This is a genomic window from Halobacteria archaeon AArc-dxtr1 (genome assembly GCA_025517425.1).
Lineage (GTDB): Archaea > Halobacteriota > Halobacteria > Halobacteriales > Natrialbaceae > Halostagnicola.
This window is the reverse complement of sequence record JAOPJY010000001.1, coordinates 1-20,867: the sequence shown is the minus strand read 5'-3', so window position 1 is coordinate 20,867 and position 20,867 is coordinate 1. Positions and strand designations below refer to the sequence as shown.

Annotated in this window: 25 protein-coding genes and 1 pseudogene; 13 read left to right on the top strand and 13 right to left on the bottom strand. The window is 65.9% G+C overall.

The window, feature by feature from the left end; genetic code table 11:
* Nucleotides 1–201: 201 nt before the first annotated feature.
* The 3 genes from nucS to OB905_00120 all read left to right on the top strand — a co-directional run bounded on the left by nucS (nt 202) and on the right by OB905_00120 (nt 2,091).
* Entirely contained in the window at nt 202–939 is a 738-nt protein-coding gene (gene nucS / locus OB905_00130; protein MCU4924392.1) for an endonuclease NucS, read from the top strand.
* A gap of 83 nt (nt 940–1,022) precedes the next feature.
* Complete coding sequence (locus OB905_00125; GenBank protein MCU4924391.1) at nt 1,023–1,721, top strand: hypothetical protein; 699 nt, start codon at nt 1,023–1,025, stop codon at nt 1,719–1,721.
* A 73-nt stretch (nt 1,722–1,794) separates the two neighbouring features.
* The gene (locus OB905_00120; protein ID MCU4924390.1) at nt 1,795–2,091 is read left to right on the top strand and encodes a hypothetical protein; all 297 of its coding nucleotides are present in this window, start codon (nt 1,795–1,797) and stop codon (nt 2,089–2,091) included.
* A gap of 43 nt (nt 2,092–2,134) precedes the next feature.
* On the opposite strand, the gene OB905_00115 is transcribed toward OB905_00120, so the two are convergent.
* Both OB905_00115 and mutS read right to left on the bottom strand, forming a co-directional pair.
* The gene (locus OB905_00115) at nt 2,135–2,500 is read right to left on the bottom strand and encodes a 4a-hydroxytetrahydrobiopterin dehydratase (protein ID MCU4924389.1); all 366 of its coding nucleotides are present in this window, start codon (nt 2,498–2,500) and stop codon (nt 2,135–2,137) included.
* 62 nt (nt 2,501–2,562) lie between these two features.
* Nucleotides 2,563–5,313: a DNA mismatch repair protein MutS gene (gene mutS, locus OB905_00110; protein MCU4924388.1), complete on the bottom strand. Its 2,751-nt coding sequence runs from the start codon at nt 5,311–5,313 to the stop codon at nt 2,563–2,565.
* A 120-nt stretch (nt 5,314–5,433) separates the two neighbouring features.
* Between mutS and OB905_00105 the strand changes: the two genes are divergently transcribed.
* On the top strand, nt 5,434–6,825 hold the full coding sequence (locus OB905_00105) for a helix-turn-helix domain-containing protein (protein MCU4924387.1): 1,392 nt from the start codon (nt 5,434–5,436) through the stop codon (nt 6,823–6,825).
* A gap of 19 nt (nt 6,826–6,844) precedes the next feature.
* On the opposite strand, the gene OB905_00100 is transcribed toward OB905_00105, so the two are convergent.
* The 4 genes and pseudogenes from OB905_00100 to gvpA form a co-directional block, all read right to left on the bottom strand.
* Complete coding sequence (locus OB905_00100; protein ID MCU4924386.1) at nt 6,845–7,261, bottom strand: gas vesicle protein; 417 nt, start codon at nt 7,259–7,261, stop codon at nt 6,845–6,847.
* Nucleotides 7,259–7,384 (bottom strand): annotated as a pseudogene (locus OB905_00095) (DUF5763 domain-containing protein). Before OB905_00095 ends, OB905_00100 begins: the two are co-directional and overlap by 3 nt.
* 79 nt (nt 7,385–7,463) lie before the next feature.
* Nucleotides 7,464–8,495 (bottom strand): gas vesicle protein GvpN, encoded by a 1,032-nt coding sequence (gvpN, locus tag OB905_00090; GenBank protein ID MCU4924385.1) that lies wholly within the window; start codon nt 8,493–8,495, stop codon nt 7,464–7,466.
* Nucleotides 8,496–8,500: 5 nt separating this feature from the next.
* Nucleotides 8,501–8,788, bottom strand: a complete 288-nt coding sequence (gene gvpA, locus OB905_00085) for a gas vesicle structural protein GvpA (GenBank protein MCU4924384.1) — start codon at nt 8,786–8,788, stop codon at nt 8,501–8,503.
* Nucleotides 8,789–9,101: 313 nt separating this feature from the next.
* On the opposite strand from gvpA, the gene OB905_00080 reads away from it, so the two are divergent.
* The 8 genes from OB905_00080 to OB905_00045 are packed head-to-tail and all read left to right on the top strand — an operon-like array spanning nt 9,102 to nt 13,790.
* Nucleotides 9,102–9,728: a GvpL/GvpF family gas vesicle protein gene (locus OB905_00080; protein ID MCU4924383.1), complete on the top strand. Its 627-nt coding sequence runs from the start codon at nt 9,102–9,104 to the stop codon at nt 9,726–9,728.
* A 2-nt stretch (nt 9,729–9,730) separates the two neighbouring features.
* Nucleotides 9,731–9,985 (top strand): protein gvpG, encoded by a 255-nt coding sequence (locus OB905_00075; GenBank protein ID MCU4924382.1) that lies wholly within the window; start codon nt 9,731–9,733, stop codon nt 9,983–9,985.
* Complete coding sequence (locus tag OB905_00070; protein ID MCU4924381.1) at nt 9,982–10,692, top strand: Hsp20/alpha crystallin family protein; 711 nt, start codon at nt 9,982–9,984, stop codon at nt 10,690–10,692. Before OB905_00075 ends, OB905_00070 begins: the two co-directional genes overlap by 4 nt.
* A complete protein-coding gene (locus OB905_00065; protein ID MCU4924380.1) occupies nt 10,685–11,632 on the top strand; it encodes a hypothetical protein in 948 nt (315 codons plus the stop codon). The genes OB905_00070 and OB905_00065 overlap by 8 nt, the downstream gene beginning before the upstream one ends.
* Nucleotides 11,632–12,141: a gas vesicle protein gene (locus tag OB905_00060; protein MCU4924379.1), complete on the top strand. Its 510-nt coding sequence runs from the start codon at nt 11,632–11,634 to the stop codon at nt 12,139–12,141. Before OB905_00065 ends, OB905_00060 begins: the two co-directional genes overlap by 1 nt.
* Nucleotides 12,138–12,497, top strand: coding sequence for a gas vesicle protein K (locus OB905_00055; GenBank protein MCU4924378.1), 360 nt, complete (start codon nt 12,138–12,140; stop codon nt 12,495–12,497). Before OB905_00060 ends, OB905_00055 begins: the two co-directional genes overlap by 4 nt.
* Before the next feature lie 40 nt (nt 12,498–12,537).
* Nucleotides 12,538–13,503 (top strand): GvpL/GvpF family gas vesicle protein, encoded by a 966-nt coding sequence (locus OB905_00050; protein MCU4924377.1) that lies wholly within the window; start codon nt 12,538–12,540, stop codon nt 13,501–13,503.
* Nucleotides 13,500–13,790 (top strand): gas vesicle protein, encoded by a 291-nt coding sequence (locus tag OB905_00045; protein ID MCU4924376.1) that lies wholly within the window; start codon nt 13,500–13,502, stop codon nt 13,788–13,790. The genes OB905_00050 and OB905_00045 overlap by 4 nt, the downstream gene beginning before the upstream one ends.
* Nucleotides 13,791–13,836: 46 nt before the next feature.
* Here OB905_00045 and OB905_00040 read toward each other — a convergent pair whose 3' ends face one another.
* The 7 genes from OB905_00040 to OB905_00010 all read right to left on the bottom strand — a co-directional run bounded on the left by OB905_00040 (nt 13,837) and on the right by OB905_00010 (nt 19,818).
* Complete coding sequence (locus OB905_00040; protein MCU4924375.1) at nt 13,837–14,052, bottom strand: hypothetical protein; 216 nt, start codon at nt 14,050–14,052, stop codon at nt 13,837–13,839.
* An 843-nt stretch (nt 14,053–14,895) separates the two neighbouring features.
* On the bottom strand, nt 14,896–15,147 hold the full coding sequence (locus tag OB905_00035) for a hypothetical protein (GenBank protein MCU4924374.1): 252 nt from the start codon (nt 15,145–15,147) through the stop codon (nt 14,896–14,898).
* Between the two features lie 119 nt (nt 15,148–15,266).
* Nucleotides 15,267–15,758, bottom strand: a complete 492-nt coding sequence (locus tag OB905_00030; GenBank protein ID MCU4924373.1) for an Lrp/AsnC family transcriptional regulator — start codon at nt 15,756–15,758, stop codon at nt 15,267–15,269.
* Nucleotides 15,759–15,932: 174 nt separating this feature from the next.
* Complete coding sequence (locus OB905_00025) at nt 15,933–16,982, bottom strand: zinc-binding dehydrogenase (protein MCU4924372.1); 1,050 nt, start codon at nt 16,980–16,982, stop codon at nt 15,933–15,935.
* 78 nt (nt 16,983–17,060) lie between these two features.
* Nucleotides 17,061–18,416 (bottom strand): divalent metal cation transporter, encoded by a 1,356-nt coding sequence (locus OB905_00020; protein MCU4924371.1) that lies wholly within the window; start codon nt 18,414–18,416, stop codon nt 17,061–17,063.
* Nucleotides 18,417–18,543: 127 nt separating this feature from the next.
* Nucleotides 18,544–19,485: a VOC family protein gene (locus tag OB905_00015; protein MCU4924370.1), complete on the bottom strand. Its 942-nt coding sequence runs from the start codon at nt 19,483–19,485 to the stop codon at nt 18,544–18,546.
* Nucleotides 19,486–19,521: 36 nt separating this feature from the next.
* Nucleotides 19,522–19,818 (bottom strand): hypothetical protein, encoded by a 297-nt coding sequence (locus OB905_00010; GenBank protein ID MCU4924369.1) that lies wholly within the window; start codon nt 19,816–19,818, stop codon nt 19,522–19,524.
* A gap of 126 nt (nt 19,819–19,944) precedes the next feature.
* Between OB905_00010 and OB905_00005 the strand changes: the two genes are divergently transcribed.
* Nucleotides 19,945–20,685 (top strand): SDR family oxidoreductase, encoded by a 741-nt coding sequence (locus OB905_00005; protein MCU4924368.1) that lies wholly within the window; start codon nt 19,945–19,947, stop codon nt 20,683–20,685.
* The last annotated feature ends 182 nt before the right edge of the window (nt 20,686–20,867 follow it).

Sequence of the window (20,867 nt, the reverse complement as noted above, 5' to 3'; positions counted from 1 at the left end):
CCCAGGTCGGTTGTCCTGGTCCGTGCGGGAAGATTCCAGGGAGAACCCGCTTACCTGAGCCTATCCCGTGCGTCGTATAAAAGCCTTCGCAAAGGGTGACGGTCAGCTAACACGCTGAATCGAGGTCGAGCCTGCCGTAACCGGTTCGTTTCGGCGTCGGCACTCGCGTCCTTTTTACTCGGACGGCCGCTACTCCCGCCAGTGACGATCGACCACGCCGAGCCAGTCACGGTAGATCAGCCGTCGCTCGCCGCCGCCGCCGAAGCGATCGGGGACGGACTCAGCCGGAACGCCCTCGTCACCGTCTTCGGGCGGTGTACGGTCGAGTACGAGGGGCGGGCGGCGAGCGAACTCGACGCCGGCGACCGCCACGTGATGTGCAAACCCGACGGCGCCGCGCTGGTCCACACCGGCGAGGGACAGCAACCCGTCAACTGGCAGCCCCCCGGCTGCGAGCACGACGTCCTCCGCGAGGATGGCACACTCACCCTCCAGAGCGTGCGACAAGCGCCCGACGAGCGGCTGGTCGTCCGTTTCGAGGACGTCGCACACGTCGGCGTCTTTCCGATCGGCGAGGCTGCCGAGCTGTCTGTCGTCGGCACCGAAGCCGACCTCCGCGGGCGCATCCTCGACGACCCCTCCCTGCTCGAAGCAGGCTTTCGTCCGCTGGCGACCGAGCGCGCTACCCCTGCCGGCGCGGTCGACATCTACGGCGAGGACGATGAGGGGCGACCGGTCGTCGTCGAGCTCAAGCGCCGTCGGGTCGGCCCCGACGCGGTGAGCCAGCTCCGGCGGTACGTGGATGCGCTCTCTCGAGACCTCCACGCCGACGCCGCAGTCAGGGGGATTCTGGTCGCGCCCTCGGTCACCGATCGGGCCGAGCGCCTGCTCGCAGAGCACGGCCTCGAGTTCGTCTCACTCGCGCCGACGGAGGGGTGAGTGCGGGAGCGTCGATCGGAGACGGTGAAAGAACCATTTGAGCTTGGAGAACGGTTATTCGACGTTGTCCGAAAGGAATCGGTATGAAACGCCGGACGCTGCTGGCTACGGGCGGATTCGCCGCCGCAGTTCCCCTCGCAGGGTACCTCAGGAGTGAAGACGATCCCGACCGAGCGAAAGACCGGCCTGCGACTGAGACCGAACCCGCCACAGAGCGAACGTACGAGCAGTGTTCGCGAGTCGCGATTGCGTACGAACGGTTTCCCGTGCCAATTCGAGACGAAGTCGACGACGCGCTCTCGGAGGGAGCGTACGAGGCAGAACGGGTGCTGCTGGCAGAGGTCATCGACCCGGGGCGCTCCTACGTCGTCGTCGACGAGACGCCGTACACCCCGACGGTAGAGCGCAGCGGTGAAACGCAAACGCTTGCCCTCCAGGCGGTCGAGGCGATGAGAACGCCGGAACCCAGGCAACTCAGTATTAGAAACATCGACGAACGGACGCACGAACTTCACATCGAGCTAACGGGCGAGAAGACGCTCGTTGACGAAACCGTAACGGTTGAACCGGGTGACCGGAAGAAACTCGACGCAACCGATCGGTTCGGCAACTACGAACTGACCGTTACGGTTCGGACCGATAGCAGAGAGCCGCACACCGACTCGTTTCGTGTCAGCGAGTCGTTCCTCGGCGGACACCTCACCGTATCAGCCGACGGCGTCTCGGTAGGACAGACCGTGGCTGATTTCGCCCCTTGCTTCTGGAACGACCGCGACTCCTGACGAACAGCCTTGAGTTCGTCTCACTCGCACCAACGAAAGAGTGAGTACTCCGTTCGAGAGCCGAGAGACGTGAGTGGGCCCGCTCGAGGGAGTTTCAGAACTCGCCGTCCCCGCGGCCGAACAATCGGCAGCCGTTCAGGAAGCGATCGAAACCGGATCAGTTACCGTCTACGGCGAAGACGTCGCAGCGTTCGAGCAAAGCGAGGTGATCGAACACGAGGGAACGTATTATTTCAACTATCGCGTTCAGGGAGCGGGGAGTCACTGGACCGGTGACGGTGGTCTCGAACAGGCCAGAGGGATGCTCTTTGCCCTCGGTGCAGGATTAGTCGCGGCTGCAGGTTGGCATTTCAGACGGCTCTTGGGCTGAGTGCGTCAGCAAGGACAGAACGGCGCTCACAACCAGCTACCGATCAGTCGTCTCCTTCAGGCGCGTACTCCTCGTGGATTCGGTCCATCCGGGCGGCCATCACGAAGTCGGTCTTGTGGAGCCCGTCGATCTTGTGGGTCCACATCTCGACGACGACCTCGCCCCACGAGAGGTGGATGTCGGGGTGGTGCCACTCCTCCTCGGCGAGTTCGCCGATCTCGTAGGTGAACTCCAGAGCGTCTCGGAAGTCCTCGAACGCGTAGGTGCCTTCGAGATGGTGTTCGTCGACGACCGCCCAGACGTCGGTGTCGACCTGCTCGTACAGTTCCTCAATCGCCTCGCCTTCGAGGGGTTCGTCGTCGCTGGTACAGGCTTCACACTCCTGGTCTGCGAGTTCGACGTCGCTCATACCTGACTGTGTGTCGCCCAGTCGCAAAACGGTGGGGGTCGAACGAAGCCCCTCAGTCGGCGTCACTCCTCTGCCAACCGCTGGAGGCGATCGAGTTCGGTCAGCGCCTCGACGGGCGTAAGGTGAGCCAGATCGAGGGCGCGGAGTTCGGCCGCGAGGGTCGCCAGTTCGGCCTCAGCCGACTGGTTCAGATCGGATACCGGCTCGCCGCCGTCGGCGGCTTGCGCACCGTCCGCGGCGGGGTTGGCTGACGACTCTGCGGCTGCGGACGGCGCGTCGGCGGCGGGATTGCGAGTAGCTGCGTCAGCATCGACCAACTCGCGGGCGCGCTCGACGACGTCGTCTGGTACGCCGGCCGCGGTCGCGACCGCGACGCCGTAGGAGCCCGCGGCCGCGCCGGGGGCGATCTCGTGGTCGAAAACCACCTCTCCCTCTTGCTGGGTGGTCTCGAAGTGGAGGGCGAAGGCGCCTGGAAGCTCGTCTGCGAGCTCAGTCAGGGGGTGGTGGTGGGTCGCGAACAGCGTCATCGCGCCGACCGCGTCGTGGATGTGCTCGACCATCGCCTGCGCGATCGCGAGCCCGTCGGCCGTCGAGGTTCCCCGACCGACCTCATCCAGGAGGACCAGCGAGCGCTCGTCGGCCTGCTCTAAGATCGTCGCGAGCTCGTCCATCTCGACCATAAATGTCGACCGGCCGCCGGCGATGTCGTCCGAGGCGCCCACACGGGTGAATATCCGCTCGACGGGCGCGATCTCGGCGGTCCGAGCCGGAACGAAGCTGCCGACCTGGGCAAGGAGGACGATCTGGGCGATCTGGCGCATGTACGTCGACTTCCCCGACATGTTCGGCCCGGTGATGATTGCGAGCCGGTTCCCGGCGTCAAGGTCGGCCCTGTTAGGGACGAACGACTCCTGGGTGCGCTCGACAACGGGGTGGCGCCCGCCCTCGATGCGGATCCGCTGGCCACCGTCGACCGCGTCAGGGTCGACCAGCTCCGGGCGGCAGTAGTCGTACTGGGCCGCGACGCTCGCGAGCGAGACGAGCGCGTCGAGGGTCGCCAGTCCGTCGGCAAGCGCCTGAACGCGCTCGACCTCGTCGGCGATCTGGCGGCGGACCGCACAGAAGAGTTCGTACTCGAGGTCGTCGGATCGTTGCTCGGCGCCGACGATCTCCTCCTCTCGCTCCTTCAGCTCGGGTGTGACGAACCGCTCCGAATTTTTGAGGGTCTGGCGTCGCTGGTAGTCTTCGGGCACCGAATCGAGATTCGGGTTGGTCACCTCGATGTAGTAGCCGTGGACGGCGTTGTCTCCGACCTTCAGTGAGTCGATGCCGGTTCGCTCGCGCTCGGCAGCCTCCAGTTCGTCGATCCAGCGTTTTCCTTCGCGGGCCGTCGACCGCAGCTCGTCGAGATCGGCGTCGTAGCCGTCGGCGATGATTTCGCCCTCGGTGATCTCGATTGGCGGCTCGGTGACGATTGCGTCCTCAATCAGCTCTCGGAGGTCCGACAGGGGCTCGATCCGCTCGCGGACGTCCCGGAGCAGCGGCGACTCGGCGTCGGCCAGCGCCTCGCGGACCTCGGGGACGACCGCGAGCGTGTCCCGGAGGGAGCGCAGGTCGCGTGCGTTGGCGCGCTCGCGGGAGATCCGACCGATGAGCCGTTCGAGGTCGTAGACCTCGCGCAGACGGTCGTGACAGTGCTCGCGCGTTCTGACGGCGCCGACGAGCTCGTCGACGGCGTCGTGGCGGGCCTCGATCCGGTCGGGGTCGAGCAGCGGCCGGCGCAGCCAGTCGCGGAGCATTCGACCGCCGAGCGCGCTCGCGGTTTCGTCTAGGACGCCGATCAGGGTTGCGTCCTCGCGGCCGTGGACCGATCGGGGCTCGAACAGCTCTAAGCTGCGCAAGGCGACGGCGTCTAACAGCAGGTACTCCCGCGGATCGTACCGCGTGAGGTGGGTGAGGTACTCGAGTTTCGGTTCCGCGAGGACGGCGGCTGGATTGGAGGTCTCCGTATCTGTGGCCTCCGCTCCCGTCGATTCGCCGTCAGCTGCCTCGCCGACCCCGCCGCGGGCGTACTCGGCGTACGCGAGCAGGGCGCCACAGGCCCGCACCTCGGCGTCGTGGGCCAGTGGCGACTCCGGCCGGCCGTAGTACACCGAGAGGTGCTCTCGCGCCCGCTCCGTGTCGAAGGCGGCGGAGTCGAAAGGCGTCACCATACAGGTGTCGGGAACGAGCCCCGCGTCGGCGTTGGGACCGAGGATGACCTCGGCCGGGTCGAACCGGCTCATCTCGTCGGCGATCGCGTCCGCCGTGGTCGCGCTCGTCGCGAGGAAGTCGCCGGTCGAGACGTCGAGCAGGGCAAGGCCGGTCGTCTCGCCGACCCGGGAGAGCGCCGCGACGAAGTTGTTGTCGTCGCCGGCGAGCAGTTCGTCCTCGGTGAGCGTTCCCGGCGTGATGACCCGGGTTACCGCGCGGTCGACGACGCCCGCGGTCTCGCCGGGCTCTTCGACCTGGTCGGCGATGGCGACCCGGTAGCCGGCGTCTAACAGCTCCTCGATGTACGACTCCGCGTTGTCGATCGGAATGCCGGACATCGGGTACTCGCCGGTCGAATCCTCCCGACTCGTGAGCGCGATCTCCAGCAGGCGGGCGGTGCGCTCGGCGGCCCCGCAGAAGGTCTCGTAGAAGTCCCCGACCTGAAAGAGCACGAGCGCGTCGTCGTAGCGCGCACAGAGGTCGTGGTACTGGGCCATCATGGGCGTGAGCTCGTCGCGCTTTGCGGCCATCTCGGGTGGCGGGCCACACGCCTGATCCATGTCTCACAGGGGCCGCCGAGTGCGGAAATAGCTTGCTGGATCGGTGCTGGGATGCCATCCTCTGCTCACCTGACGAGTAACAAGATATTAGAATCAGGCGCGCATGTCTTTCTCCGAACCATGCGTTCGTCATCCCTCCGGCGAGTGGCTGTGGCGCTGCTGGTTGTGGTGGTTCTCGGAGCCACAGCCGGGTCCGTCGCGGCAGTCGGCACGCCGTCGGATGACGTCGACACACTGGACGAGGTGGAACTGGATGTCGGTCCCCTCAACGAGACGGGGTCGGACGCTGGTCTCGGAGACACCATCGACGGGACTACTGACGATCTCGAGAACGCGACCAATGAGACGGTCGGTGGAGCCGGGTCCGACGATGATGGAGACGACGAGCGTGGCCTCGGTGGCGCGGTTGACGGTCTTGTGGGATCGGCAAGCGACCACATCGAAGGGGCCACAGACGAGACGAGCGACGAACTCGGCGGCCTTGCAGCCGACCTCGGAGAGCGCCTCCCGGTCGGTGTCGACGCTGCGGGCGCCGGCGCGGGCGTCGTCGATCTCGGCGACGTCGGCGAGGCGATCGCCGGACCTGACGGCGTCGCCACCAGCGCCACGGCGGACGCGGTCCTCGTCGGGATGCTCGGCGCGACGACGGCACTCGGCGCCGCGGGCGGTCTCGCCGGCGGTTCTGCGACTGTCGGCGCGGCGGCGGGCGGAGCCGCCGCCGGTGGCGCCACCGCAGGTGGTACGGGGGCGGCTGCTGGCGGTTCGGGGGCGGCCGCCGGTGGGGCGAGCGGAGCGTCCAGCGCCGCCAGTGGGTCGACGGCGGGGTGGCGCTCGCGGATTCGATCGCCGCTGGTTGGCGAGGCGCTCTCCCGGCTGCGACGGCTTCCCTGGGAGCTGCTCGCGGTCCTCAAGTACAGCCGGTACGACGACTCGGACCCACTCGAGAACGAGCGCCGAGCCGCCGTCTACGAGACGATTACGGCCGAGCCCGGCCGGTACCTCTCTGCGGTCAGCGAGGCGAGCGACGTTCCGCTCTCGACGGTCCGCCACCACGTCCGAATTCTGGAAGAAGAGCGCCTCGTCACCTCGGTGAAGGCAAACGGAAAGCGGCGGTACTACCCGATCGGCGAAGACGTCGACGCCGAGGTGCGAGCGGTGATGGCGGAGCCGGCCAAACGCGACGTGTTGACGGCACTCGCGGAGTTGGGGCCGGTACCGAACGGTCGCCTCGCGGAGGAACTGGATCGTGACCCGAGTACGGTCTCACACCACCTTTCGTCGCTATCCGAGGACGGACTGGTTTCCCGCGAGCGCGACGGGCGTGCGACGGTCAACGAGCTGACGCCGATCGCACGAGAGTTCGTCGAGCCGACGACTCCAGAAGCGCGCGAGGAGGATGCTTCGAAGGACGAGGGCAGCGAAGAGAGGAAACCGCCCTGCGGAGCCGACACAGAGGATCGCGAGGAGGAACAACCGGAGCGCACACAGCGGTCGCTACCCGCCGACGACTGAGCGAGGTCGCCGGCGGCGCTCACTCGAAGGAAGCGGTGTCGCCCCGGCGGTAGCGGTCGAGCCGGCGGTAGCCCTGGACGACGCCATCTTCGTCGAGTTCGATCTCGTACCGACCGATGATGTCCTGGGTGTCGGGGACGGCTCTGCGCTCGACGGCCTCGACGGTCGCCCGCCAGCCGTCGTCGATCGGGGTGATCTCGCTAACACCGTCGAAGGGGTGGCCGACGAGGGCGCCTGCAGTCGATTTGACCGTTCGACGGATGGCGAGGACACCTTCGATCTTCGACTCGTCGGCGTCGTCGAGATCGAGCTCGTCGTCGGCAAGCTCGTCCGCATCGACGTCCTCGGGATCGGTCGTTCCCTCGGGGGCGATGGCTTCGCTTTGCTGGTTGTCCTGTTCTTGCTCCTCCTGTTGTGCGGTTTGACTGTCGCTCACGGTTGGATCACTCTGGTCGTGTTGATAGCAAAATCCGTCCTCCTGGGCGGGCCGAGCACAGCGCTCGTCGTCCGCAGTGAGCGCCAGGCAGCGGTCGGTCGATTCCGTCTTGGCGTCGGCCATGTGCAGGGTGGATTTGGCGGGTGCGTTCGTCGTCGAACGCAATCTGTCGTCTTCTCACACGCCGGCCCAGGGTGGACCGTCAGAGCGTGCTCTCGATTCGACTGCGGAGTTCGCCGACGCCGGCTCCCTCTTCGACGCCGACGGCTTTCGGTGCGAGGACGTCGGTGAAGACGTCCGCGAGGACGTCGTCTGCCACCTCGTCGTCGCCGTTTCGGAAGGCCGCCACGCCCTTCGCCGCCGTAATGGCAGCGCGAGTGCCGATCACGACGTCTAAGTCGTCGAGTTGGTCGCGCAACTCCTGGGTCGCCGCGACGATGCGCTCGACCTCGCCGGATGGCAGGTCGACGTGGGCGGCGACGATCTCCCGTTCGGTCTCGGCGCCGTAGGGTTCGATGTGGACTCCGACGACCCGATCGAGCAGCGCGTCCTGGGGCTGGTGGACCCCCGCGTACTCGACGTCGTTCGACGTGAGGATCGCCCGGAACTCGGGGTGGACGTCGATCGTCCGATCCTCACCGCGCTTGCCCGGCCGTTCGAGGACGCCCTCCTCGAACACCGACAGCAGGACGTTGTGGGCGACGGGGTCGCTCCGGGAGAACTCGTTGTAGACGAGCGTCGCGCCCTCGCGGGCGGCCACCGACAGCGGGTTGTCGACCCAGCGCTCGCGGACAATCTGGGTCTTCTTGCTGACCCCGCTGACGAACTGGTCGTGCTCTTGGTAGCGCTCGCCGCCGGCGTGGGCGCCGACTAACGCCTCGGTGTCGACGGCCTCGTCGCCGTTGATCCAGACGACCGGTCGGCCTCGATCGGCTGCCGCCGCCAGCGCGAGCGACGTCTTCCCGGAGCCGGTGGGGCCGATCAGGTGGACCGGGAGCTCGGCGTCGAGCCAGCCGCCCACGCGTCCGACGAGTGATTCGATCTCGTCGGTTCGGACGAACGGCTCGGGGGCAACCTCTTCGGGCGCCGACAGCGGCGCGTCGCCGCCTCGTTCGCCCGCAGCGGCTGCCTTCCGCCGCAGCTCCTTTTCTGCCCGGCGACCGCGCTTCTGATTGCGGTCGCTTCGGATCTTTGTCCCTCTTACCTTCCGCTTTCGCGAGGAGTCGTCGGCCATCGAGATTACTGGGCGGCCGACTGTGGCGACGATTCTGGTCGCTCTTCGATCTCGAGCTCCTCGAGATCTTCCAGATCGCCCTCGGCCGTCGCCTGCTCAATTTTGGCGATCTCCTCCGCGTAGTGCAGGAAGGTGTCCACCGAGGCGACGACGACCCGCGCTTCGATCGTCAGCAGCTCGATCCCGACGACCGAGATGCGCGCCCAGATGTCGATGACGACGCCCTTGTCAAGGACGCGGTCGAGCACCTCTGCGAGACTCGACGAGTCGGGTCTGCGTTGTGGTGATGCCATGCGACGTACCGTCCGCCTCGCGTTCGGTTGACGGCTTTCGCTGCGCTTGCAAGCCCCCTCGAGCCGGTTTTCGCGGCCATCGTTCGGTTGCGCCTGCAAGCACCACGGTGAGGCAGGCCGGGCGAGAACTGCACGTGCAACCGACTCACCGGGGCGCGGGTCGAAGAGCGTCGAGTCGACCCGCACTATCGATGCGCGGGCCGGCGATCCCGGTGAGCCCTGCCGGCGGGGGATCCCGTCGTGCACCCATCCGAACCATGATCCAACACCCGATTCCAAGTCCGGAACGAGGGCGAGCCGGAGGTGGTACGCGGTGAGTAATCGCTACGTGTACGGCGTCCTCGAGGGCGACGGCGTCGAGTTCGAGCCGGAAACCAAGCCCGTTGGAGACGGCGACCGAATCTATACCGTCTCCCACCGTCGCCTCGGCGCCGTCGTCTCTGATATCGAGACGACAGAACCGGAGGAGACCGACGAGGCGGCCACGCGACACGACGACCTGCTCCGAGAGATTATGGATCGTGAGGGAGTTACGGCGATCGTCCCGATGCAGTTCGGGATGGCCTTCGAGAGCGAGCGGGCGCTGAAGAACGTCCTCCGGGGCGCTCAGTCCGCGTTCCGCCGGGCGATGCGAGACGTCGAGGGCCGGGTCGAACTCGGACTCAAGCTCGTCAGCGAGACGGACGCTGACGTCGACCCCGAGGCCGTGACAGAGCACGTGGCGGCGGATCTCGACCCCCTCGCGGCCCAGTCGATAGATAACGACCTGTTCAGCGATCGCCTCGTCCTCAACCGGTCGTACCTGGTCGAGCGCGAGGACCGAGAGGCGTTCGACGAGGCGGTCGGGCGCTTCGAGGCGGAACGAGACGACGTGCTGGTGCAGTACACCGGCCCGTTTGCACCGTACAGCTTCGTCGACGTCGCGATCGGAGCCCAGTAACGATGTTCGTCCTCGACGATCTCCTGTTCCGGCCGTTCGTGGGCATCGTCAGCGCCCTCCACGACCTCGCGCTGGAGGAGCTGTACGACGTCGAGGCCCTAGAGGAGGAGCGAAAGGAGAACCAGCTGTTGTACGAACTCGGCGAGCGCTCGGAGGAGGAGTACCAGAGCCGAAAAGAAGCGATCGAGGCCGAACTCGAAATCGCCCGCGAGGTCCACGAGGAGCTGACCAGCGGTCGAATCGAGGTGAAACGATGACGCCACCAGAACCCGGGCACCCGCCCGACGACGATCCGGACGAACCGCCAACCGATCGATCCACCGACGATGCGGACAACCCACCGACCGATCGATCCGACGACGACGCGGAGAGCCCACCAGCCGAATCCGACGACGCCGACGGGCGCCGCGACGTGGATGGAGAGCAGCCAGACAAAACGGTCTCACCCGTCGACTCTGGGCGACCGGCGGGCGGTTGGGCCGACGACGGCGGCGACGGCCGAAGCCTGCTCTCGAGCCTGCTACGGGCGCTTGATTCGTTAGACAGAATCTCGGGAAGCAGCCATCGAGGTCAGAATCGGCGACTCGAGTACGACATCTCGATCGACACCGGGATCGGCGACCTCGAATCGGGCCGCGGACGAGGAGGGCTCCCCGAACGCGAAACCGGCGGTCGGGGTGACGATCATTCTCGTAGCCGACGGACACGCCGGCGCCGTCCCGCCTCGTCGATCCCCACGACCGTCCAGCGCCGAGACGACGGGGTGCTCGTCACCGCCGACCTCGCCGGTGTCGACCCCGACTCGGTGACGGTTGGATTCGACGAGGATCGGCTGATCATCGGCGTCGAAGGGGGGGAAATCGAGCGTGTAGCGGTCCCCTGGCCGGAGCCGACGACGGACGCACAGCTCAACAACGGTGTGCTCTCGGTGAGAATCACGCCAGGGGGTGAGGAGAGTGAGTGACGACCCGGAGCTCGAATCACTGCTTGGGGACGCCGAGGATGCGATCGCGTCGCTCGAGGAACACGGCGGCGACGTGGAAGCGCTCTCCAAACTCGACGACAAGGGAGTCGAAACGCTCCTCGGCGACGTCGAGACGCTCGCGACGGCCGTCGAGGAACTGGCCGACCTGTTCGAAACGATCGATCCCGCCTCGCTACCGGAGGCGATCGACGCCGACGAACTCCGAGAGGCAGTCAATACGGAGGAAGTCCCCGACGCGTTGTCTGGCGAAGGCGATGTCTTCGACGCCGTCGACCTCTCACACGTCGTCAGCGCGCTCGATCTGCTCGAGGTCTGGGACGCGGCCGACATCGGCGACCTCTGGGAGGACACGCGCGAACTCGAGGCTGCAGTCTCGGACCTCGCAGACGACGAAGACGGCGGCGTGATCGGCGAAGTCGCCGCCAGCGTGACGGATGAGGGGGGAGACGGCTTGACCGGGGATGACGGGTTGACCGGCGAGGGGGGACTCACTGACGACGGCGGTGTAATGGGCGACGACGGTCTGCTCGACGATGCGGGTGATCTAGTCGACGACGTCGACCCGATGGAGGCACTCGGGGACGTCGACGTCGCGAGCGATCCCGAGGTGTACCAGGTACTCATCCAGCAGGGGGCGATGGAGGGAATCGACGCCTTCCGGGACGCCCTCCTGAAGACCCACGGCAAGTTCGAGCGCCTCTACGAGGTAAACCGCGAGAAGATGCGCATGCAAGATCGGAGTACCAACTCTCGCAATCCCACCGCGACGTCGACGATGCCGGTCGACAGGCGTGACTTGGGTGGTGGGGCGCGACACTCGACGGTTCCCCGCCAGGTTCGGTACTCGACCGCGCCCACTCGTAAGCGCATCTACGGACGGCGGTTCGAAATCGAGCGAAAGCGACGGGGGTACGACTGATGGTCGACGACTTCCAGCCGAGTCGACAGCAGACCGACCTCGCCGAGGTCGTCGAGATGCTCCTCGACAAGGGGATCGTCATCAACGCCGACATTGCGGTCTCGATCGGGGACACACAGCTGCTTGGCATTCAGCTCCGAGCCGCCATCGCCTCTTTCGAGACCGCCGCGAAGTACGGCCTCGAGTTCCCCGAGGGAACCGACATGCATCGCCTTGCGGAGGCGGTTGGCGACCCGGAGCTCGCCGAGATGGAACGACCGAACCCGGCGATCGATCCGACGCGGGGGGTCAACGTAACCGCCGAGGAAGCGGCGACCGACGACACGGATGAGGACGACGAGAGTCAGCCGGACGACGAGGACGAAGCAGACGGCGAGGCTGACGGCGAAGACGAAGACGCGGAGTCTGACGAGGCCGAGGAAGCCAGAGCCGACGGCTCCGGAGGCGGCGGGACGGGCGACGAGGAGCCAGAGACGGCAGACGACGAAACGGAGGGGAGCGACTCGTGACGACGATCGACGTCGGCGACGGCGACGACGCCCGCGACGGGCTGATGACGCTCGTCATCACGGTCGTCGAACTCCTTGTCGAGGCCCTAGAGCGCGAGGCCGTCCGGCGGATGGAGTCCGGCTCGTTAGACGAGGAGGAGATCGAACGCCTCGGCCGACAGATCGCGACCATCGTCGACGAGGTCGAGCAGCTAAAAGCCGACGAGGGGATCGAAGACGGCGTTGACGAGCTCCGTGGCGACCTAGACGGGCTGGTTTCGGACGCGATCGAGCAAGTCGAGGGCGACGTCTCGGACCACCGCGGGCCCGGCTACTCCGTGTTTGAGGGAGCGAATGCTGGAGGTGAGGACGCGTGATCGAAGACACGAGACGTGTCGTTCACGGAGGTGACGGTCCGTGAGCGGTGGCGAGCCGGGCTCGGGCGGCGGGCGTGGCATTGGGACCGCGGCCACCGCCGCGGACGTCGACCGCGAACGCGATGGCGAGGCGGGCGCCTCGGTCGAAATCGACGACGGACGGTACCTCTACTGTGCGGTTCGCGTCGACGAGGCGGATCCGGAGTTCGAGGCGACCGGCGTCGACGACTGCCCCGTCTCCGTCGTCGCGGTCGGCGACGTCGGGATCGTCTGTCACGCCTGCGACGGACTGTACGACTCGGCCGACCCGACGCAGGTGACGCGGTGGCTCGTGCGCCACCAGTCGGTCGTCGATGCGGCCGCAGAGGCCTTTGGCACGCCGATTCCGTTCCAGTTCGACACGATCGTCGACGGCGGCGATTCGGGACTACGAAACTGGCTCGAAGACGCACGCGACCGACTACGACCGGCTCTCGAGTCGCTTTCCGGCCACGCCGAGTACCGCATCACGGTGGTCGAGACCGAACCCGAAGACGAGGAGACGGTTCTCGAGCGCGACGAGACGTTAGCCGACCTCAACGCGCGCATCGAGGACGCAGACGAGGGGACGGCGTACCTCCTAGAGCGACGATATGAACAGCGACTGGCGGATCGGCGGGCGGCCCGCCGCGACGCGGTCGAGGCTGATCTCGTCGAGCGACTCGAACCGCACACTCGCGAGGTACACGCTCTCGACCGGAGCCCGAGCGTCTCGCTCGATCAGGGAGATGCGGGCGAGTCGGGCGGCGACGGCTCTGCGCTCGACGGCGAGACGTGCTGTCGGCTGACGCTGCTAGCACCCGAAGCGTCCGAAGGAGCGATCGGGTCCGTACTCGACGACGTCGCCGCCAATCCGACCCTCGCTGTTCGGTTTACCGGGCCCTGGCCGCCGTACACCTTCGCACCCGAGTTGGGCAACGCGGAGGAGGGAAGTGACGAGGCGCCGACCGAAGGGGGTGAGGCATGAGGCCGCGGCGGGACGACGAGGCGCTCGTCGACCTCGTCGACGTGATCTTGCGAGACGGCGCCATCGTTCGCGCCGACGTGATCGTCACGGTCGCCGAGATCCCGCTGGTCGGGCTCAGGCTGTCGGCGGCCATCGCCGGTATGGAAACGATGACCGAGTACGGACTGTTCGAAAAGTGGGACGTCGAGTACCGGACGCGAGCCGAGTCGCGGGTTCGGCGAGCGCTTCCGGACGAACCGCGGAGTCGGCCTCGTCCACGGCGACCGGCGCCAGGGGAGGGTCAGTAGGGGGCGGCGCAGTCGGCGTTCGACAGTCGAGCCCCGCCCCCACCCCTCAGGCGTGTTTCGGCCGTTCTTTGGTCAGTTCGACCTCGCCAGTTACGTTCCCCGCATTGCGCTCGTCGTCGTAGTCGTACTGGCCGGTCCCGCCACAGAGCGTACACTCGTAGTGCTCTGAAATCTCGTTTATCATCTCGCCGTCCTCGAAGTACACCCGGCTCTGCGTGATCTGGAGGAACTGTGGCGTCTCACAGTTAGTGCAGGTGATCATGGCGAGAGAGTCCGCCGGGACCAGTTGTAGTTATCCGGCTTGTAACCGAAAGCAGTGTCCGCTATGGACGTCCTACCGGCGGCCACCGGTCCTGTCGAGTCACCGGCGTACGTGTCCTCGACGGGCACTTCAGGGGAAGTAAGGGCCGACTACGCAAGACAGTGGAATCGTGCGACGGTCTGGTCCAGCTCCTCACGACGGCAGTTTGGAGGGGCTACAGCGAGCAAACATCCCCATAACAAAGCACATCGTCAGAAATGTCTCGAATGCGGGGACCAAAGGCCCCGCTGGGTACGCACTCGCCGACCGCGACGTACAACCGATCGCGGCCGTGCCCGGATCGCTCGGTAGTGGACTCGCCCCGCTTCGAGTGTGCTCATGTCTCTCAGCCCAGGGCGGTCCCCCCGCCCGGGTTCACGCACGAATCGATAGGTGGCCCGTCGGGTCGATGTGCCCACCATGATACGCGTTCTGCTATCCGAACAAGTGACGACATCGCCGACGCTGGTACGTACGAGGGTACCGAGAGGGAAGTGAGTGATCCAGGGAAGGTGTTGATGGTGATGGTGGGGGAAGGTCCCTGGTGTGGGTTGTGGTCCAGTTCCTCTGCGCCCTTGCGGGCAGATTCGCCGAGGGGAGGCCACCATATTGAAGGGGGTGATTCTGAGACCGAATTATTCGTACTTTACCAGAATTATCGGACAGTACAGCCGCGTAAACTGTCGTGAACAAACGTCTTTCGTGAGCGGTGAGCAGCAACCGTCGTGGGGAATAACGCTATCACGCGGTCGATGGCTGCTATCGCATTTGGGAGGGGGATTATCGCATTCGGGTGGGGACGCGTCAGCCGGCCGATTCGGCGCGGGTCGAAATTTGGACGCGGTCGTCGTCAGTGTAATCGACGCGAACGGTGTAGCCCCGGTAGGAGAACTCGACGACGCACGGTGCGTCCGTCCCGGTAACGAGTCGGTCGAGCGCATCGGAGTCGACCGCGTTCCACAGCGGGGGGTGGAGCTCCGTTGGGGACACGCCCTCCCGACGTGCGACCTCCTGTACAACCGCGACGCTTGGTGGAGGACTTGTGCGAGATGTCATAGAGTGTGTAGTGCTCCAACGCAGTTGAAGGCTCTGGAGCGGTCCATCACGGGTTGCAAGAAAACATCTACGTTTCAAGCACTCGTCAACGAAAGAAAGCCCCGCAATCCCGCCGTCAGTCACAGCGAGCCCGCATCGACTGCATCCTCGCCGAAGTGGTCGAACGGGGACCGATGCTGTTCGTTGACGATTCCGGAATCGACGATCTCGAGACCGATCGATTCGAGCGCCTGCGTCACCGTCGAGAGGGCCGCGATGTCGCGGCCGATAGCGGTAACGTGAACGTTTCGCGCCCCCGTCAGAACGGTTCTGACGTCGACGACGCCGTCGATATCGATCGCCTCACTCGCCACGGCCTCGCGCTCGGCAGCTGGTGCAGTACAGACGAGGAGCATCTTCGGGTTGACACCGATCTGCTCGAAGTCGACATCGATCGTATACCCCAGAATAACGCCGTCGTCTTCGAGTTTCGAGATTCGGTTGCTGACGGTCGAGCCGGAGACACCGATGTGCTCGCCGATCTCCCGCGTCGTGTAGTTGCGCGCGTCCTGCTGGAGCAGTTGGAGTACACCGCTATCGATCTCGTCGAGTTCAAGACAGTCCTGGGACATCGGATAGGTACCACGTGGTGTTGCGGTGCAGGTAGTTATCGGTACCGCCTGAGACGGGTCGAACCGTCACAGCGGTACCTGTCACGTAGAACGGAGGTTCCCGAGGAGGAAGACGGAGAGCACGACGTTCGGGATCTACGGCGTCGAGACGGACCACGACCGGTCCGAGACGGATCAGTCCTGAACGAACAGCACCTTGCCGTACAGTTCGCGGTCGTCCATCTTCCGGAAGGCTTCCTCGTACTCTGAGAGCGAGAACGTCTCTTGGATCACCGGCTCGATCGTGCCGTCCCAGACGTACTCACAGAGGGACTCGAGCTCGGTCGCGGTCGCCCCCGAGCTGCCGATGTGTTCGAGCTGGCGGATGAACAGCAATCGAAGTTCTGTCTCGGGGTTCGGGCCGGCAGTGGCGCCGGAGGTGATCAGCCGGCCCCCGTTTCGCAGCGCGCGCATCGATTGGGTCCAGGTGGGGCCGCCGACGCAGTTGTAGACGACGTCGACGCCGGTCTTGTCCGTTAGCTCCCAGACGCGCCGGTCGAAGTCTTCCTCGGTGTAGTTGATGACGTGGTCGACGCCCAGATCGGAGAGGAAGTCGGCCTTTTGGTCGGTACTCGTCGTCGCGTAGAGCTTGCGGACGTTGAACACCTCGGTCGCGATCTGGGTGGCGAAGGTGCCGACGCCCCCGGTCGCGCCGACGATCAGCATCTCCTCGGTCGACCGGAGGTCACCGCGGGTGGTGAGCGCCCGCCAGGCGGTTCCGCCGGCGGTCGGAATCGAAGCCGCAGTCTCGAAGGAGACGTCCTCGGGGATCGACAACAGCGCGTCGGCGGGAATCGCGAGGTACTCGGCGTGGCCGCCGTGGCGCATCTCGCCGAGCATCCGGAAGTCGTCACAGTAGAGCCGTTCGCCTCGGCGACAGGCCGAACACTCGCCACAGGAGAGGAAGGGGTCGACCAGCACGCGGTCGCCCGCCGTCCAGCCGGAGACATCGTCGCCGAGTTCGGCGACGGTGCCGGCGACGTCGCCGCCGGTCCAGAAGGGGTAGTCGGGGACGTAGTGGTCGAGTTCGCGGACCGCGAAGAGATCCATGTAGTTGAGTGCAGACGCTCGCACGTCGAGGACGACCTCGTCCGCGGCTGGTTCCGGGCGGTCGACGGTCAGCAGTTCGTAGTTGTCGACGGGGCCGTGTTCGTGAAATCCGACGGCCTGCATGTGTTCGGTCATCGTCCGTGTGGGTTCGGATTCCGGGAGTATATAGCCGGCGGAAAGGGCGGTGAGACGGCGTTGGAGACAGCCGAGAGTTCAGTCGGCCGTCGGCGCCAGGTGATCGGTGTTCTGCCACTCGTGGTAGAGCGTGTTCGCGGCGACGGCGACGACGAGGACGATCCCGATCACCGCGAACCACTGGTTCGTCAGGTACGCCGAGTACAGCGAGACGAGGAAGGCGGCAGTCAGCGCAGCTATCAGGTACCAGGGTCCGGTGAGTTCGCCGACGTCCTGGGAGCGAAGCGTCGCGACCGTGAAGATGAAGATCGTGACGGGCGCGACGAGGGTGAGCAGCCCGATTCCGGCCGCCATGATCTCGAGCGGGGGCTGGCCCTCGAAGGAGATGCCGGCGGTGCTGAGGAAGATGCCGAAGAGCGTGAGCGCCTTCGTGGCCCGGTTGTCGAGGCTCAGTTCGATGTCGACCTCGCCTGGCAGGTTGTTGATCACGTCTCCGATCAGGTAGGCGCCGATGGCGGACATGCCGCCGATGGTGGTAAAGACCGCCGCCCACAGGCCGAGCGTGAACAGCGTGGCGGCGAGTTGGCCGGCGATCGGTTCGAGCGAGGTCGCAGCATCTAACTCGCCGCCGACCTCCACGCCCTGAAGGGTCGCGGCCGCCGAGAGGTAGATTCCGACGCTGAACACGCTGAACAGGATCCCGTAGAAGATCACCTGGTCCCACGCCATGAACGGGAGGTCGTCGCGACCCCACCCGTTGTCCTTGACGATGTAGGCGTACCAGACCGGACCCACGCCGATCGAGCCGCCGACAATGCCGGCGAAGCCAATCTGACCGATTCCTGGCTCGAGCAGCGTCGGCATCAGTCCCTCACCGACGGAGGCGGGGTCGGGGCCGATGTAGAAGGTGTTGACCAAGAAGATGATCGCGAGCGAGACGACGAGCGTGCCGAGGACGGCCTTGACGATGTCGAAGCCCCCGGTGAATATTGCCGCAATAACGAGAATCTGAAACAGGACGAGCGGGAGCAAGAGCGATCCGAGTCCGGGGAGCAGCACGTCCGTGGTGCTGTACAGGAGGTACCCCTGCACCGAGATGACGAAGTACCAGGCGTACAGCAGCCCGGCGAACAGCAAGATCGAGACGATCAGGTGGGTGTATCGAGTCACGACCTCGACCGGCGTCTCCCCGGTCAGGGTACAGACCTTGCCGCTGACGTAGTAGACCGACGCCGCCAGCCAGCCGCTGATAAGCGCGAGCCAGACGGCGGTGTAGCCGAGTTCAGAGCCGGCGACCACGAGCGACGAGATGGACCCCGGACCCATCGACGCGCTCATCAGGATCGCCATCGGCCCGACAGCCAACAGAACGTACTTGATCTTCGGGAGCAGCGAATCCGGTGGATTCCACGACGTCGTCGATTCGGATCCCATACCCCCGCGTGGCACTGGAGCCACATGAGGACGGGGTTGTGTGCAACGTAGGTAGGGGATCGCTGACGCCGATCGACTCCATGATCTGCTATCACAGCTTCGAAGACGAAAGTCGGCGGTCGCTTCCTCAGTTCGAGGGAGCTGGCGACGGGTCAGATGGAGCTCCATCCACGCCCAGACAGAGGTACTCGATCCCGCCGATACAGTCGGGTTCGATTACATCGACCTCACGGGCACCGAGCTGGGAGCGGTCGGCTGCACCGAACCGTTCTCGGGCGGTCTCGGGGTCATCCGTTTCCACCACGAACCCGCACGGACCCGGGCCGTGGGCAGCCAGACGCTCGGCCAGTGGATCGTCGGGATTTGGTTCGACGAAGACGGCCGGCAGGTCCCCGAACGCGACGACGGTTCCGGCGAATGGACCGGCGTCGACGACCAGTCTGTCGGGGTCTGGCGCGTCGAACGCGCGCCGGACCGCGTCGACGGCGGCGTCTACGTCCTCAACCGCGAGGACGACGGTTTCGATGCCGGTGAGTCCGGCCTCGGCAGCCGACGGCGTCGACGAAACACGGCGTTCGCGGGGCGTCACGTCCTCGATCAGAAACGGCAGTAGCTTCCCGGGTTCGCCGTCGCCGAGGAACGCGAGACGCCACTCGGCCGGTTCGCCGTCAGGTCGATCCCTGGTGTATGGGTGAGGGCCGTCGACCGCGATCCCGTTCTCGCGGAGCCTGGCGATGTCCGCGTCGAGATCAGCTGACCGAGCCGCCCAGGCACAGGGACCGGCGTCGTTCTCCATCGCGTCGTCCCAGAACGGGGCGGTCTCGGGGGCCGCCTTCGCGATCAGTTCGAGGTAGGTGCCGTCCTCGAAACCGACGATCGACATATGCGTCGGGAGCCCGTCGTGCTCGCCGCCGTACTCGGGGTCGATTCCGGCGTCGGAAAAGGCAGTTTCGAGTTCGGCGAGTGAGGAGCCAGCGATCGTGACGTGGTCGATCGAAACGCCGTCGGTGCGGGGGGTGGTTCCGCTGTCGGAGCGGGCGGGAGGCCCGTGGCCGGATCGATCAGTCATACGGTCGCTTGTGGCGGCGTCGGCAAGGGAGTTGTGCTACGTTTGTTCTCCCTCCTCTGGCTCGGCTTCCTCTATCCCTACGTCCTCCGTTTCGGTCTCCTCCGTCTCAACCTCCTCTGTCCCAACGTTCTCTGGCTCAGCTTCCTCCGTTTCAACCGCCTCCGTCTCGACCGTCACGACCGCATCTGCACCACATTTCGGGCACGTCCCGTCGTGAGCGTTGAACTGCGAGCCACACGCTGCACACCGGTAGGTCGCGTTCTCCTCGGCGGCCTCTTTGGCCGTTTGTTTGAACTGCTCGACCCGTCGCCCGAGCGATTCGAAGAGTCCCATCGTTCCGTAGCGGAGGCACTCGAGTGTGATAATCGTTCGGTGAGCGCGGCCCTCGGGCCACGCAGACGAGCTGGGAGCCAGCCGTCCGAAGCACCCATAGGGACGTACGAACAACCACGAGAGACGATGATGAGTACGCTCGCAGGCCAGTGCGGGATCGTGACCGGGGCGAGTTCGGGGATCGGACGGGCGACCGCGGCCGCGCTCGCTGCCAAGGGCGTCTCGCTGACGATCGCCGCGCGAAGCGACGACCGACTCGCGGCGCTCGCCGAGGAGCTTCGGGCCGACCACGACGTCGACGTCCAACCGGTTCCGACGGACGTGCGTGACTCGACGGCCGTGCGTGAACTCGTCGAGGCGGCAGTCGAGCGCCACGGCGGGCTCGACCTCGTCGTGGACAACGCCGGGACGGGCATCCACGGCGAGGTCACCGAGATCGAAGACGAGGAGTTTCGCCGCGCGGTCGAGACGAACGTCGGCGGCACCTTCTACGTCGCCCGCGAGGTACTTCCGACGCTTCTCGAGAGTGGCGGGAACCTGGTCTTCGTGGGAAGTATGGCCGCACAGTTTCCCTTTCCCGCGAACCCGGTCTACGCGGGGACGAAAGCCTGGGTCCGCCAGTTCGCCCACAGCGTCGAGGCGCGCTACGGCTCGGAGGGCGTCGCAGTCACCGTGGTCAACCCGGGCGGCGTCCGCACCGCCTTCGAGTTCGCCGGGAGCGTGACCCAGACCGAACGCTACGACGAGGGAGAGGCGCCCGAACCGGCTGAGATCGCCGAGAGTATCGTCTTCGCCTGCTCACAGAGTTCGGCGGCGACCGTCCACGAGATCGACGTCTATCCCCGAGATCAGCTCTCCGACGAGTAGCGTTCTGCTCCGCAATCGGGCTGAGTACCAGTAGTTGGCAATACAGTTTCGTTATTTGGCGTTCTCTGTGCAACTCGCGTTCAGTACAGGCGAACCTCTTTTCGCCTCGGGTGCGCTTCGCGCACCGCTCGGCGAAAACCCGTTCATGTCGTCAGAACGCCGTGCGTTCTGACTGCTAATCA

Excerpts from the sequence above, each read along its gene's own strand:
- OB905_00125 (MCU4924391.1), top strand. The coding sequence starts at position 1,023 with ATGAAACGCCGGACGCTGCTGGCTACGGGCGGATTCGCCGCCGCAGTT.
- OB905_00115 (MCU4924389.1), bottom strand. The coding sequence starts at position 2,500 with ATGAGCGACGTCGAACTCGCAGACCAGGAGTGTGAAGCCTGTACCAGC.
- mutS (MCU4924388.1), bottom strand. The coding sequence starts at position 5,313 with ATGGATCAGGCGTGTGGCCCGCCACCCGAGATGGCCGCAAAGCGCGAC.
- OB905_00105 (MCU4924387.1), top strand. The coding sequence starts at position 5,434 with ATGCGTTCGTCATCCCTCCGGCGAGTGGCTGTGGCGCTGCTGGTTGTG.
- gvpN (MCU4924385.1), bottom strand. The coding sequence starts at position 8,495 with ATGGCCGACGACTCCTCGCGAAAGCGGAAGGTAAGAGGGACAAAGATC.
- gvpA (MCU4924384.1), bottom strand. The coding sequence starts at position 8,788 with ATGGCATCACCACAACGCAGACCCGACTCGTCGAGTCTCGCAGAGGTG.
- OB905_00075 (MCU4924382.1), top strand. The coding sequence starts at position 9,731 with ATGTTCGTCCTCGACGATCTCCTGTTCCGGCCGTTCGTGGGCATCGTC.
- OB905_00070 (MCU4924381.1), top strand. The coding sequence starts at position 9,982 with ATGACGCCACCAGAACCCGGGCACCCGCCCGACGACGATCCGGACGAA.
- OB905_00060 (MCU4924379.1), top strand. The coding sequence starts at position 11,632 with ATGGTCGACGACTTCCAGCCGAGTCGACAGCAGACCGACCTCGCCGAG.
- OB905_00045 (MCU4924376.1), top strand. The coding sequence starts at position 13,500 with ATGAGGCCGCGGCGGGACGACGAGGCGCTCGTCGACCTCGTCGACGTG.
- OB905_00040 (MCU4924375.1), bottom strand. The coding sequence starts at position 14,052 with ATGATCACCTGCACTAACTGTGAGACGCCACAGTTCCTCCAGATCACG.
- OB905_00035 (MCU4924374.1), bottom strand. The coding sequence starts at position 15,147 with ATGACATCTCGCACAAGTCCTCCACCAAGCGTCGCGGTTGTACAGGAG.
- OB905_00030 (MCU4924373.1), bottom strand. The coding sequence starts at position 15,758 with ATGTCCCAGGACTGTCTTGAACTCGACGAGATCGATAGCGGTGTACTC.
- OB905_00025 (MCU4924372.1), bottom strand. The coding sequence starts at position 16,982 with ATGACCGAACACATGCAGGCCGTCGGATTTCACGAACACGGCCCCGTC.
- OB905_00020 (MCU4924371.1), bottom strand. The coding sequence starts at position 18,416 with ATGGGATCCGAATCGACGACGTCGTGGAATCCACCGGATTCGCTGCTC.
- OB905_00015 (MCU4924370.1), bottom strand. The coding sequence starts at position 19,485 with ATGACTGATCGATCCGGCCACGGGCCTCCCGCCCGCTCCGACAGCGGA.
- OB905_00010 (MCU4924369.1), bottom strand. The coding sequence starts at position 19,818 with ATGGGACTCTTCGAATCGCTCGGGCGACGGGTCGAGCAGTTCAAACAA.
- OB905_00005 (MCU4924368.1), top strand. The coding sequence starts at position 19,945 with ATGATGAGTACGCTCGCAGGCCAGTGCGGGATCGTGACCGGGGCGAGT.